General features: G+C 71.8%; 11 protein-coding genes and 1 pseudogene. 3 read left to right on the forward strand and 9 right to left on the reverse strand.

Going from position 1 to position 13519, the window contains the following annotated elements; genetic code table 11:
• The 7 genes from FV230_RS15505 to FV230_RS15535 form a co-directional block, all read right to left on the reverse strand.
• Positions 1-1275 (reverse strand): DHH family phosphoesterase (locus FV230_RS15505; protein WP_147843034.1); only part of this gene is annotated, 1275 nt, incomplete at its 3' end.
• Between the two features lie 46 nt (positions 1276-1321).
• On the reverse strand, positions 1322-2974 hold the full coding sequence (locus tag FV230_RS15510) for a GAF domain-containing protein (protein WP_246694865.1): 1653 nt from the start codon (positions 2972-2974) through the stop codon (positions 1322-1324).
• 267 nt (positions 2975-3241) lie between these two features.
• Positions 3242-4639, reverse strand: a complete 1398-nt coding sequence (locus tag FV230_RS15515) for an NAD(P)(+) transhydrogenase (Re/Si-specific) subunit beta (RefSeq protein WP_147843035.1) — start codon at positions 4637-4639, stop codon at positions 3242-3244.
• A gap of 3 nt (positions 4640-4642) precedes the next feature.
• Positions 4643-5092 carry an NAD(P) transhydrogenase subunit alpha gene (locus tag FV230_RS15520; RefSeq protein WP_147726547.1) on the reverse strand — a complete coding sequence of 150 codons (450 nt, stop codon included), beginning with the start codon at positions 5090-5092 and terminating at the stop codon, positions 4643-4645.
• Positions 5093-5114: 22 nt separating this feature from the next.
• Positions 5115-6368, reverse strand: a complete 1254-nt coding sequence (locus FV230_RS15525; RefSeq protein ID WP_147726545.1) for a Re/Si-specific NAD(P)(+) transhydrogenase subunit alpha — start codon at positions 6366-6368, stop codon at positions 5115-5117.
• Between the two features lie 156 nt (positions 6369-6524).
• A complete protein-coding gene (locus tag FV230_RS15530) occupies positions 6525-6818 on the reverse strand; it encodes an aa3-type cytochrome c oxidase subunit IV (protein WP_147726543.1) in 294 nt (97 codons plus the stop codon).
• Positions 6819-7005: 187 nt separating this feature from the next.
• Positions 7006-8379: an AarF/UbiB family protein gene (locus FV230_RS15535; protein WP_147726542.1), complete on the reverse strand. Its 1374-nt coding sequence runs from the start codon at positions 8377-8379 to the stop codon at positions 7006-7008.
• Between the two features lie 531 nt (positions 8380-8910).
• On the opposite strand from FV230_RS15535, the gene FV230_RS31245 reads away from it, so the two are divergent.
• The 3 genes from FV230_RS31245 to FV230_RS15550 all read left to right on the forward strand — a co-directional run bounded on the left by FV230_RS31245 (position 8911) and on the right by FV230_RS15550 (position 12964).
• Positions 8911-12114, forward strand: coding sequence for an autotransporter serine protease (locus tag FV230_RS31245; protein WP_147843036.1), 3204 nt, complete (start codon positions 8911-8913; stop codon positions 12112-12114).
• A gap of 209 nt (positions 12115-12323) precedes the next feature.
• On the forward strand, positions 12324-12686 hold the full coding sequence (locus FV230_RS15545; protein WP_147843037.1) for a hypothetical protein: 363 nt from the start codon (positions 12324-12326) through the stop codon (positions 12684-12686).
• A 68-nt stretch (positions 12687-12754) separates the two neighbouring features.
• Positions 12755-12964: a hypothetical protein gene (locus tag FV230_RS15550; RefSeq protein WP_147843038.1), complete on the forward strand. Its 210-nt coding sequence runs from the start codon at positions 12755-12757 to the stop codon at positions 12962-12964.
• 6 nt (positions 12965-12970) lie between these two features.
• Here FV230_RS15550 and FV230_RS29710 read toward each other — a convergent pair whose 3' ends face one another.
• Both FV230_RS29710 and FV230_RS30340 read right to left on the reverse strand, forming a co-directional pair.
• Positions 12971-13135 (reverse strand): hypothetical protein, encoded by a 165-nt coding sequence (locus tag FV230_RS29710; protein ID WP_187274755.1) that lies wholly within the window; start codon positions 13133-13135, stop codon positions 12971-12973.
• 189 nt (positions 13136-13324) lie between these two features.
• Positions 13325-13519, reverse strand: a pseudogene (locus FV230_RS30340) (hypothetical protein); the annotation flags it as partial.

The raw sequence follows: 13519 nt of genomic DNA on the forward strand, positions 1-13519 counted from the left end.
CCCCGAGCCGGTGGCCGTCCCGTCCGGCCGCAGGGCGAAGGCGAAGGCCGGCCGGCCGAAGCGCTCCTTGAGCCGCGCCGCGATCAGCCCGACGATGCCCGGGTGCCATTCGGCGCTGCCTGCGACCAGCACCGGGCGATCGGGGTCGCGGCCGAGCGCGTGGTCCATCTCGGCCTCGGCCTCGGCCACGGCCTGCGCCTCGATCGCCTGGCGCTCGCGATTCAGGCGGTCGAGCTCGACCGCGATGCGGGCGGCCTCGGCGGGGTCGTCGGTGGTGAGCAGGCGCGCGCCCAGACCCGCGTCGCCGATGCGCCCGCCGGCGTTGATGCGGGGGCCGAGGAGATAGCCGAGGTGCCACGCCTCCGGCGGCCCGTCGAGGGCGGCGGCATCGAGGAGCGCCGCGAGGCCGTGGCGGCCGCGGGCGCGCATCACGGTCAGCCCCTGGACCACGAAGGCGCGGTTGAGGCCGGTCAGCGGCACCACGTCGGCGACGGTGGCCAGCGCCACCAGGTCGAGGGCGTCGGTCAGCGACGGCTCGGGGCGCGCGGCGAAGGCCCCCTCCGCCCGCAGCGTCCGGGCCAGGGCCACCAGCGTCAGGAACACGACGCCCGCGGCGCAGAGATGGCCGAGGCCCGACAGGTCGTCGAGGCGGTTCGGGTTCACCAGCGCGCGCACCGGCGGCAGCAGCTCGGGGGCGCCGTGGTGGTCGAGGACGAGCACGTCGAGGCCGATCCGCGCCGCCTCCGCCAGGGGCCCGTGCCCGCTGGTGCCGCAATCGACGCAGACCAGCAGGGTCGCCCCCTCCCCCGCCAGCGCGGCGACCGCGGCGGTGTTCGGGCCGTAGCCCTCGGTGATCCGGTCGGGGATGTGGATGCGGGTCGGCACGCCGAGCGCGCGCAGGTATCCGGCCAGCAGGGCCGCGCTCGCGGCGCCGTCGACGTCGTAATCGCCGAACACCGCGACGCTCTCGCCCTGCCGCACCGCCCGCGCGAGGCGATCGGCGGCGGCTTCCATGTCGACGAGGCAGGCGGGGTCGGGCATCAGGTCGCGCAGGCGCGGGCGCAGGTAGGCCTCCGACCCGTCCGGCCGGACGCCGCGCCCGGCAAGCACGCGGGCCAGCAGCTCCGGCAGGCCATGGGCCTGGACCATGGTGGCGGCGTAGGCCTGCGCGGCCGGGTCGGCGCAGCGCTCCCGCCACGGCCGCCCGAGGATGGACCGGGTGACGCCGAGGAAGGCGCGGGACTCTGGAAGCAGGGCTGACACGGGGCGCACCATAGACCGCAACGGCGGCCAAATCCCGGTCCGCGTGCGGGCGTCGGCGCTACTCGTCGGCCTCCATCCCGGCCAGGGGCACGGCCAGCTCGCACAGCACGCCGTCGGGCGGGTAGGTCAGGCGGACCTCGCCGCCGATCGCCCCGGCGAGGCCGCGCTCGATCAGGCGGCTGCCGAACCCCATCCGGGTCGGGTGCGCGACCCGCGGCCCACCGCTCTCGGCCCAGCGCAGCCGGACCATCGGCTCGCGGCCCTCCGGGTCGATCGACCAGTCCACCACCACGAAGCCCGCGGGCGTCGAGAGGGCGCCGTACTTGGCGGCGTTCGTCGCCAGCTCGTGGATCATCAGCGACAGCGACAGGGCGGCCTTGGAGCCGACCTGAACGTGCGGCCCAAACAGCCGCAGGCGGCCCGCCTGGGCATCGTCGTGGATCGTCAGCGCGCCGTGGACGACCTTCTCCAGGCTGGCGCTCTCGCGGGTGCCGTCGAGCAGGATGTCGTGGGCCTTGCCGAGCGCGATCAGCCGGTTGGCGAGGGCGTCGCGGGCGGCTTCGAGGTCGGTGGCGTTGCGCATGGTCTGCATCGCGATGGCCTGCACCATCGCCAGCGTGTTCTTCATGCGGTGGCTGAGCTCGCGGTTGAGCACCGCCTGCTGCTCCTCGGCCCGCAGGCGGCCGATGCCGACCTGGACCCGGTCCGCGACGTTGCGGGCGAAGGCGATCTCCTCCGGCAGCCAGTCGCGCGGCGCGGCGGCGTGGACGAAGAACAGCCCCACCGTGCGCCCGCGCTCCCGCACCGGCACGTCGAGCATCGCGCCGATGGCGAGCGCCGCGAACGGAGCCGCGAACGCGGCGGTGCGCGGATCGTCCGCGACCGCGCGGACGACGAGGGCGTCGCCGCGCTCGATCGAGGCGCCCAGCCGGCCGAAATCGGCGAAGCGATGGGTCCCGGCGAGGCTGCCGGCGCCGGACGCGGTCCAGTCCTCGAGGACGGTGACCTCCGCCCCGCTGGCGTCGATCTCGCCGTAGCCGGCCCGGCTCGCATCGAGCGTCCGCCCGACGATCTCCGCCGCCTTGGCGGTCATCGCCGCCACCGAGGCCACGTCGCGCAGGTGGTCGCCGAGCTCGATCAGGGCCGCCCGGCGGATCGAGGCGGCGCGGGTCAGGCGCTCCTCCGCCCGCAGGCGGACCAGCTGGCGCCGCTCGCGCATCAGGATCATGATCTGCCGCGCGAGCCGCCGCAGCGCGTCCGCCTGCTCCTCGGTGAGGCCGTCGGGCCGGGGCACGTTGTCGATCACGCAGAGGCTGCCCAGCGCCCTGCCGCTCGTCGTGCGCAGCGGCGCCCCGGCATAGAAGCGAATCCGCGGATCGCCGGTCACCAGCGGGTTGTCGCGGGTGCGCGGGTCCAGCGTCAGGTCGGGGATGACGAGGAGATCGGGCTCGCCGAGCGCGTACTTGCAGACCGACGCGTTCAAGTCGGTCTCGCAGCGCGGGAAGCCGACGCGGGCCTTGAACCACTGCCGGTCGGCGGCGACGAGGCTGACCAGGGCCACGGGGGCGAGGCAGATCGTGCGGGCGATCTGCACCGCGTCGTCGAAGGCTTCCTCGGGTGCCGTGTCGAGGACGGCGAACGCTTCCAACTCGGCCAGTCGATCGGGATCGGAAGTCTCGGGCGACATGCCAGCCCCGGGTTGGAGATCCATCGCGCCGGATCGGCGGTCGGCGTTGCGCGTTGTAGGGCCCCGCTCGACGTCTGTCATGCCTGGAGCATCGTCCGTGATCCAGGGATCACGGACGATGCTCCATCGCGCTGAGAGCGCGCGTTTTCTTCACGCGAGCCGGGATCCGCCTCGCTTGAAGACGCTCCGGCGCCATTCCCGCGGGCCGCAGCCGAGGACGCGGGGGCTGCGCGACGCAAAAAGGGCGGGCATCGCTGCCCGCCCTTCGACCCCGACCCCGGGAAGCCCGGATCAGAGGTTCTTGAGGATCTGGTCGACGACCTTCTTGGCGTCGCCGAACAGCATCATCGTGTTGTCGCGGAAGAACACCTCGTTCTCGACGCCGGCGTAGCCCGAGCCCATGCCGCGCTTGATGAACAGAACGGTCTTGGCCCGCTCCACGTCGAGGATCGGCATGCCGTAGATCGGCGAGGTCTTGTCGGTCTTGGCGGCCGGGTTGGTGACGTCGTTGGCGCCGATCACGAAGGCTACGTCGGCCTGCGGGAACTCGCCGTTGATGTCCTCCAGCTCGAACACCTCGTCGTAGGGGACGTTGGCTTCGGCGAGCAGCACGTTCATGTGACCGGGCATGCGGCCGGCGACGGGATGGATGGCGTACTTCACGTCGACGCCCTCCTTCTTGAGCAGGTCGGCCATCTCGCGGAGCGAGTGCTGGGCCTGCGCCACCGCCATGCCGTAGCCCGGCACGATGATGACCCGCTCGGCGTTCTTCATGATGTAGGCCGCGTCGTCCGACGAGCCCTGCTTGACCGGCCGGGTCTCGACCTCGCCGCCGCCGGCCGCAGGCGCGTCGCCGCCGAAGCCGCCGAGGATCACCGAGATGAACGAGCGGTTCATCGCGTGGCACATGATGTAGGACAGGATCGCGCCCGAGGAGCCGACCAGCGCGCCGGTGATGATCAGCGCGAGGTTGCCGAGCGTGAAGCCGATGCCGGCCGCGGCCCAGCCCGAGTACGAGTTCAGCATCGAGACGACGACGGGCATGTCGGCGCCGCCGATCGGGATGATGAGCAGGCCGCCGAGCGCGAACGACAGCAGCACGATCAGCCAGAACACGACCTTGCTCTCGCCGCCGATGAACACCGCGATCAGCACGACCAGCGCCACCGCGAGGCCGATGTTGATGAGGTGGCGGCTCGGCAGCATGATCGGCTTGCCGGACATGCGTCCGTCGAGCTTGGCGAAGGCGATGACCGAGCCGGTGAAGGTGATCGCGCCGATCGCCGCGCCGAGCGCCATCTCGAACAGCGACTCCTTGTGGATGTGGCCGTTCTCGAGGATGCCCACCGCCTGCGGCGCGTAGAGGGTCGCCGCCGCGCCCGCGACCGCGGCGAGGCCGACGAGCGAGTGGAAGGCCGCCACGAGCTGCGGCATCGCCGTCATCGGCACGCGCTTGGCGATGACCGCACCCGCGCCGCCGCCGATGGCGAGCCCGAGGAAGACGAGGAGCCAGGCGGCCGCGCCGGCCGGCGGATGGCCGACCAGGGTGGTGAGCACGGCGAGCGCCATGCCGATCATGCCGTAGAGGTTGCCCTGCCGCGACGTCGTCGGGTGCGAGAGCCCCCGCAGCGCCATGATGAACAGGACGCCAGAGACGATGTAGAGAAGGGCGGAGACGTTCTGGGACATGTCTCAGGCCTTCTTCTTGTACATGGCGAGCATGCGCTGGGTCACCAGGAAGCCGCCGAAGATGTTCACGCTCGCCAGCACGATGCCGATGAACCCGAAGGCGCGGGCCCAGCCGGTGCCCTTCTCGATCAGGGGCACGCCGGCGGCCAGGATCGCGCCGACGATGATCACCGACGAGATCGCGTTGGTGACTGACATCAGCGGCGTGTGCAGCGCCGGGGTCACCGACCACACCACGTAGTAGCCGACGAAGATCGCGAGCACGAAGATCGCGAGCTGGAACACGGTGGCGTCGACCGCGCCGTGGGTCACGGCGCTGAGACCGTGGCCGACGCCGTCGGCGATGGCCTGGGCCTGGTCGGCGGCGTTGCGCGCGGCGGCGGCGGCCGAGCGCGCGGTGTCGGCGAGGACGCGGGTCTGGTCGACCGCCTGATCGGGGGGGATGTTGGCCATCGTTATGCTCCTCGCGACCGGCCTACGCCGCGCCCGTTGCCTGTGTGCTGGGTGACTGCGACACCCCGGTCTTCGACAGCCCGACCGAGGCCTGCTCGGATTGCGGCGCGTCCTGCGGGCGGTCGGCGACCGCCGCGTCGGCCTTCGGCTGGAAGGACGGGTGCACGACGGCGCCGTCGTGGGTCAGGTTCGTGGCCTTGACGAGCTCGTCGTCCCACTTGATCGCCAGAGCCTTCGACTCCTTGTCGACCAGGGTCTCGACGAAGGCGTAGAGGTTGCGCGCGTAGAGCGCCGAGGCGCTCGCCGCGAGGCGGCCGGCGACATTGAGGTGGCCGACGATCTTCACGCCGCGATCGTTGACCACGACCTCGCCGGGCTTAGCGCCCTCGACGTTGCCGCCGCGCTCGACCGCGAGGTCGACCAGCACCGAGCCGGGCTTCATCGAGGCGACCATCGCCGCCGAGACGAGCTTCGGCGCCGGGCGCCCGGGGATCAGCGCCGTGGTGATGACGATGTCCTGCTTGGCGATGTGGGTCGCGACCAGCTCGGCCTGTTTCTTCTGGTACTCGGCCGACATCTCCTTGGCGTAGCCGCCCTTGGTCTCGGCCTGCTTGAACTCGTCGTCCTCGACGGCGACGAACTTCGCGCCGAGCGACTCGACCTGCTCCTTGGTGGCGGGGCGCACGTCGGTGGCGGTGACGACCGCGCCCATGCGGCGCGCCGTGGCGATCGCCTGGAGCCCGGCGACGCCGACGCCCATCACGAACACGCGGGCGGCGGGCACGGTGCCGGCCGCCGTCATCATCATCGGCATGGCGCGGCCGTACTCGGAGGCACCGTCGACCACCGAACGGTAGCCGGCGAGGTTGGCCTGGCTCGAGAGCACGTCCATCACCTGCGCACGGGTGATGCGCGGCATCAGCTCCATGGCGAAGCCGTCGACGCCGGCCTCGGCCATCGCCTGCAGCTCGGCCTCGCGGCCGTAGGGGTCCATGATCGCGACGACCACGGCGCCCCGCTTCAGGAGCTTCAGCTCCTCGGCGGCGGGGCGGCGGACCTTGAGGATCAGGTCGGCGTCGCGGGCGGCCTCCTCGGCCGAGGCCGCGACCGAGGCGCCGACGGCCTCGTACTCGGAATCCGGCATGCCGGCCTTCAGCCCGGCGCCCGACTGCACGGTCACGTCCGCGCCGAGCGCCAGGAACTTCTTGACCGTCTCGGGCACCGCCGCGACCCGCGGTTCCGCGGAATCGGTCTCCGACAGGACAGCGATGCGCATTCAGGATTTCCCCTCGATGGACCGCTCCCGAATGCGCGAAATGGAACGGCTTTTCGAGGCGGGTTGAACGGACGGACTGACGGAAGCGTTACGATTGTAATGGCAGGCCCGGGCGCGGGGCGCGGACCGTCCCGGCCTCAGGGAGAGGACGAGCGTTCAGGCGAAGGCGAGGTAGAGCGCCATCAGGATGGCCACGACGCAAGGCGCGCGCCAGCCGATGTTCGGAGCGAAGGCGCCGAGCGCGCCGGCCGCACTCGACAGGACGACGCCGAGGATCGCCGTGAGCCAAGCCTCGCGGATGCCGCCGACCGCCAGCGCGAGCACCCAGCAGATCACCACCCCGGTGGCGATCTCGACGAAGCGGACGAATCCCCGATAGGTCTGCTCGTGCGTCTTCGCGTCCATCGCGGGGCTGTAGGCCACCCCGGAAACGCCCTTCGTATCGGCCATCGTGCGCTCGTCCTCGACGCTACCACTCTCGATGGGTGCGGGTTTAGCCCAAGCTTATTGCTGCCGCAATCGGCCGCAACCGGCATCGCACGGCTTCGCTTGGGCCTCAATTCACTTGCGCACAAAACACCCGCCGAACACGCGATCGTGAGCCGGCGAAGACCGCCTCCGCGGCCCGCCGCCCCGGTCAGGCCGGCAGGGCCAGCCCCACCGCGCCGAGCGCCTCGGCCTGCCGCGCGGCGAGGGCGTCGAGGCTGAAGCGCTCGATCTCGGCCTCGAACAGGCGGTGGTAGTTCAGCTCGGACTTGAGGTGCAGGAACACCGCGCCCAGGCCGACGGCGGCCCGGTCCATGAACACGAATTCCTGCGGCACCGTCACCGGGCCCCGCGCCTTGAGGGCTTGGTGCACCTCGAAGGCCTGGCGCCGGCCGTATTCGCCCGGCTTCACCCCGTCGGCGACGGTGCGGGTGCGGTCCTCCAGCAGCGGCCCGTAGATGAACCGCGCCCAGATGTTGAGGATCTCGATCTTCTCCTTGTCGAGGTCCTTGAAGCCCCAGACCTCGTAGGCGTGGACGATCCGGGCCATGTCGTCGGTGAGGAGGCCGCGGTAGAGGTCGACCACGCCGCCGACGAAGCGCGGATGGAAGATCCGCACGCAGCCGTAATCGAGCAGGTTGATGCCCTGCGGCTCCCGGTCCCCCGCGCCGCCCTCCGAGAACACGGTGTAGTTGCCGAGATGCGGGTCGCCATGGATCACCGCGGCGCGGCTGAACGGGTGCCACCACGCCTTGAACATCGCCTGGGCGATGCGGTTGCGGATCTCGACCGGCGACTCGGTGAAGCTCAGGATGCGCTCGCCGTCGAGCCAGCCGAGCGTGAGCAGGCGCTTGGTCGAAAGGTCCTCGTGGATCGCCGGCACGCGCACCTGCGCGATGTCCTTGAGCACGGCGCCGTAGAGCGCGCCGTGCTTGGCCTCGCGGGCGTAGTCGAGCTCCTCCCGCACCCGGGCGCCGATCTCCTTGGCGATCTCGCGGGTGTCGAGCCAGGAATTCATCCGCCGGTGCAGGGCGAAGGCGACCTCGAGCTGCTTCAGATCGGCTTCCACCGCCGACTGCATGTCCGGGTACTGCAGCTTGCAGGCGAGCGCCGTGCCGTCGAGCGCGGTGGCGCGATGGACCTGGCCGAGCGAGGCGGCGGCGGCGGGCTTCAGGTCGAAGCGCTCGAACCGCGCCTGCCAGCCGACCCCGAGCTCGGCCTGCATCCGGCGCTTGACGAAGGCCGCGCCCATCGGCGGCGCATCCGATTGCAGCTTCTGCAGCTCGGCCGCGTATTCGGGCGGCAGCAGGTCGGGCACGGTGGCGAGCAGCTGCGCCACCTTCATGATCGGGCCCTTGAGGCCGCCGAGCGCCTGGGCGAGCGCCGCCGCGTTGGTGGTGCCCTCCTTGCCGAACAGGCGTGCGCCCGCCATCCGCGCGGCGACGCCGCCGACATTGGCGCCGACGCGGGCGTAGCGGCTGGCGCGGGCGGAAAAGCGGTTGGCTTCCGGATCGGTCTCTGACATCGGCTGGGTCTGCACCTCTCCCCGACCGCGGAGCGCGATCCGACCGTGTCGGACCGGGCGCTCCGGATCTTGCTTCGACGTGCTTGCCCTCGACGAACCGGACGCCGGACCCTCGGGACGCGCACGACGGACCGGCGCGTCCGGACGCGTCCGCGGATCGCGGCATCCGGGAACGATCGTTCCGTGAGGCCGCAGATAAGCTCTTCGTCGCTTCCCGCCAGGGCGCTGGGTCCCTGGGTCGCGGCACCCTCCGCCGGCTGTCGCCGCGCCGGCCCGCCGGGCCGGCAGGGCGCTCCTCCACGGCGCGAATGTTGCCGCCCGGCCACAATCCCGAGCGATCGGAATTTCCATTCGTTTCCAGCTTGAGTCACGGAAACGTGAGGCTCATACGTTACTAAGTTCAAGAACGATGCGCATCGACAAGACATCGTGAATGCCCGAAGGAATGCGTCGATCGCATTCTTCGGAAAGAACACGCACCTTCGCGTGCCGCCATCGGCCGTAGTTCTTCACTCGAATACGGTGACATTCATGCCCTTGACCTTTCGTCCGCGCGCGCTCGGCGTCGCAGGCCTGACCTATGCCCTGTGCGCGACGGTTTCCCCGGCGGCTCTGGCGCAGTCGGCCGGCTACCAGGATCCCGGTCGCGTCGGCGACCCGGCAAGCTGGCGCACCCCGGAATACCTCGCCGATTACGGCAAGGCCTCGATGAACGCCGACCAAGCCTATGCCCGCGGCATCACCGGCAGGGGCGTCCTGGTCGGCTCGGTGGATTCGGGGTTCCTCGGGACGCATCCGGAATTCGCCGGTCGCGCTCGGGCGATCACCAACACCGGCAGCTATTCCTCGAGCAGCTTCCGCTACGACAGCGGCACGACGCGCTCGGACTTCTTCACCGCCGGCCAGCCCTATTCGGTGCCCGGCACCTGGGTGCGCGGCGTCAACGACGACCACGGCACCCACGTCGACGGCGCCATCGTCGCCAACCGCGACGGCACCGGCACCCACGGCGTCGCCTTCGGCGCCCAGCTGATCGCGACCAACACCAACGGCACCGACTCGTCGATCTACGGCCCGAACGCGGACTACGCCTACTTCAAAGGCGCCTACGGCAACCTCGTCGCGCAGGGCGCACGGCTGATCAACAGCAGCTGGGGCAGCCCGCCGCCGCGCGACAACTACAACACGCTGGCCGGCCTCACGGCCGCCTACGCCCCCTTCACGCGCCAGCTGAGCTGGCTCAACGCCATCGCGGATGCGGGCCGCGCCGGCGTGATCCAGGTCGTCGCCGCCGGCAACGCCGGGGTCAACAACCCGACCATCCGCGCGGCGCTGCCCTACTTCCAACCGGACCTCGAGAAGGACTGGATCGCCGCGTCGGGCCTGAATGCCGCCGACCAGACCCAGTTCAACCGCTGCGGCGTCGCCAAGTACTGGTGCATCGCCGCGCCCGGCCGCAGCATCACCTCGACGGTGGTCAACCTCACGACCGGCGAGGCCGGCTACGGGGTGAAGAGCGGCACCTCGATGTCGGCCCCGCACGTCTCCGGCGCCCTGGCGCTGGTGATGGAGCGCTACGCCTACATGACCAACGAGCAGGCGCGCGACGTGCTGCTGACCACCGCCACCCATCTCGGGACCGGCCCCGCCGACGTGCCGAACGAGGTCTTCGGCTGGGGCAAGATCGACCTCGGCCGCGCGATGAACGGCCCGGGCCAGTTCCTCGGCCGCTTCGACGCCAACCTCGGCGCCGGCGTCGCCGACACCTGGTCGAACAACATCTCCGACGCGGCCCTGCGCCAGCGCTTCGTCGAGGACAGCGCCGAGCACGCGGCCTGGGAGCAGACGAAGGCGGCGCGCGGCTGGACGAACGGGCTGCCCGCGACGGCGACGCCCGACGAGCAGGCCGAGTACGGATGGCGGGTCGCCCGCGACCAGGCCTTTTTCGCGCGCACCTACCAGGGCGGCCTGACGAAGTCCGGCGGCGGCGTGCTCGAGCTGACCGGGGCCAGCACCTATACCGGCACCACCGAGGTGAACGGCGGCCTCCTCGCGGTCAACGGCTCCATCACCTCGACGGCCAACGTCAACGCGGGCGGCACCCTCGGCGGCGGCGGCAGCGTCGGCGCCCTCAACGTCCGCGGCGGCGGAACGGTCGCGCCGGGCAACAGCATCGGGACGCTGACGGTCGCCGGCAACGCGACCTTCGCGGCCGGCTCGCTCTACGCCGTCGAGGTCGCGCCGGGCGGGCGCAGCGACCGGATCGCGGCGGCCGGCACGGCGCAGATCGCCGGCGGCACCGTCTCGGTGTCGCTGGAGAACGCCGCCGCGCCGCTCAGCGCGGCCGAAGCCCGGAGCCTGCTCGGGCAGCGCTACACCATCCTGACCGCGGCCGGCGGCGTCGCCGGGCGCTTCGACCTCGCGACCCCGAGCTACACCTTCATCGGGACCGACCTCGCCTACGGCGCCAACGCCGTCGACCTCTCGGTGTCGCGCAACGCGACGACCTTCGCCTCGGTCGGCACGACGCGCAACCAGTCCGCGGTCGGTGCCGGCATCGAAGGCCTCGGCGCCGGCAACCGCCTCTACGAGACCATCCTCGTGACCACCAACCCGGAGGCGGCGCGCAGCGCCTTCGGGTCGCTGGCCGGCGACATCCACGCGAGCACGGTCTCGGCCGAGTTCGAGACCGCGTTCTTCGTCCGCGAGGCGATCCTCGACCGGATGCGCTGGGGCTCCACCCCCGGGGCGCCCGAGAGCCTAAGCTACGGCACCCTGCCCGCCACCTACACGGCGGACCTGCCGGGGCGCCGCGTCGCGCCGTCGCCGGTGCCGATGCAGGTGATCGATCCGCGGGTCGCCGGGTTCTGGGGCCAGGGCTTCGGCGCCTTCGGGCAGGCGCGGACCGACGGCAACGCCGCCGGGCTCAACCGCCAGACCTCGGGCTTCGTGCTCGGCGGCGACGTGCGCCTCGAGAACGGCATCCGGGTCGGCGTGGCCGGCGGCTACACCACGACCAGCCTCGACACGGCCGGCCGCCTGCAATCGGCGACGATCGAGAGCGGCTTCGGCGGCGTCTACGGCGGCTACGAGCTCGGCCCGGTCTCGCTGCGGCTGGGCGCGGTCTACGCCGACAATTCGGCGCGCACGCGCCGCACCGCTCTGTTCGCCGGGCTGACCGACACGCCGAGCGCCCGCACCGGGGGCTCGACGATCCAGGGTTTCGGCGAGATTGGCTACCGGATCTTCCTCGGCGAGGGCCGCTCGGCGCTGGTCTCGAAGGATCCCGTCGCGCCGGCGGTCCAGGCGCTCAGCTACATCGAGCCGTTCGTCGGGGGCGCCTACGTCTCGATCGGGCGCGACCGCTTCGTGGAGACCGGGGGCCTCGCGGCGCTCACGAGCTTCGCCCGCGATTACGACCTCGGGGCGGCCACCGCCGGCGTCCGGGCGCAGACAAGCCTCGACCTCGGGTTCGGGACGCCGGTCTCGGCCCATGGCCTGATCGGCTACCGCCGCGCCTTCGGCGACGTCGTGCCCAAGGCGCTGCTCGCCTTCGGCACCGGACCGAGCTTCCTGACCGCCGGCATCCCGATCGACCGCGACGCCCTCGTCGCCGAGGCCGGGCTCGACCTGCGGGTCTCGGCCAACGCCACGATCGGCATCGCCTATACCGGGCAGGTCGGGTCCCGCGCCGAGGACCATGCGGCGAAGGGCAACTTCACCTATCGCTTCTGATACGCCGCTTGCGGCGCCGATGCGCCGCCCGGGCCCGGCCGACGATCCACGGCCGGGCCTCGCCGCGACGCAAGGGACGCCTCGGCCGGCGGCGCGCGCGGAGTCGGGTCACGGCGCTCGCGCAAGCGGCCGACGGAGCCGAGCGTTGCCCTCGGGTGTTGAGACGTTGCCGCGACGCCGAGGGAGCGTCGTCGGCCATGGATCCGCCGATGACCTACGCACGCGTCGCCTTCGCCCTGATCCTCTGCGCCGGCCCCTGTCTCGCCGCGCCGTCCCCGGCCGAGGAGGAGGCCGAGATGGTCCAGGGGATGGTGCGCATCGTCGGGGCGCAGGCCGGCATCACGCTGTACTGCCGGAAGACCGACACGATCGACGACACGGTGTCGGACGGGCTGCTCCGGACGGTTCGTCCCACCCTCGACAAGGCGATCGGCCACCGGCAGGCGCAGGCCGCGATCGACGAGGAAGGGCAGCGCCTCGCTCGGGAGATCGCGGAGGTCGGCGCCGAGCGCTGGTGCGCCGACCAGCGCGACATCCTCAACACCGACGGGGTCCGCGTCTTTTTGGACTGAGCGCCCGCCGTGGATCGGCCTCATTAACCGATCACCGGCATCCTACGATCCATCGTAAGGGTTCCAGCGTGCCGAAGATCCCCACCGTCGCCGTAGCCGGATTGTGGTCCGCGATCACCGTGGCGGCGCTCGGCGTCGTTGCGATGGATCAGGCGCAATCGATGCGCCGCGCCGACGCCATTCCCGCGCCGGCCGCCATCGCGGTCGATCCCGCGACCACGGCCGCGATCATCCTCACCGACGCGACCGGCAACCGATACCGGAAGCGGGTCGACTGAGAGCCGCTAGCTCGGCTGCTCCTCGGTCTGCGCGATCGCGGCCGCGTCGTCCATCGGCGGCGTCGGGCCGAGGTCGGGCATCGGATCGCCGGTCGGCTCCTGGGGGCCCGGCGACGGATCTCCGATCGGCGCCGGATCGTCGCCCGGTCGCGGGGTGTCGGCGTCGCTCATCGTCTCGCTCCCAGGATGTGTCGGCGGGCAAAGCGGCGAGCAGCGCCCTCGTTCCCTGCTCCCTCGCCAAGCTCTGCTCCCTCGCCAAGTTCCATTCCGTCGTCGAGTGCTCCGCCGACGGAGGCGCCCCGGGGCAACCGTCGGGATCGCCGACCGCCACCGGAACCACGAGGCCGGTCGGCCACCCGGCTATCGACGGGAGGGATCGACGCTCGGCTGTCGCCGGTGGACCTTGCGAGAGCCATCGGGTCGGACCGCGTAGGCATTCCCGCTGCGGATCGCCTCATCCACGTTGCGCGGGCCGGCGATGCCCTCGGTGCCCCCGGGGGCCGTCGCCGGGAGCTGGCCGCCCGGCGGCGTGACGGCTGCGGCGCTCGCCTGGAG

It is taken from the genome of Methylobacterium sp. WL6 (genome assembly GCF_008040095.1).
Taxonomy (GTDB): domain Bacteria; phylum Pseudomonadota; class Alphaproteobacteria; order Rhizobiales; family Beijerinckiaceae; genus Methylobacterium.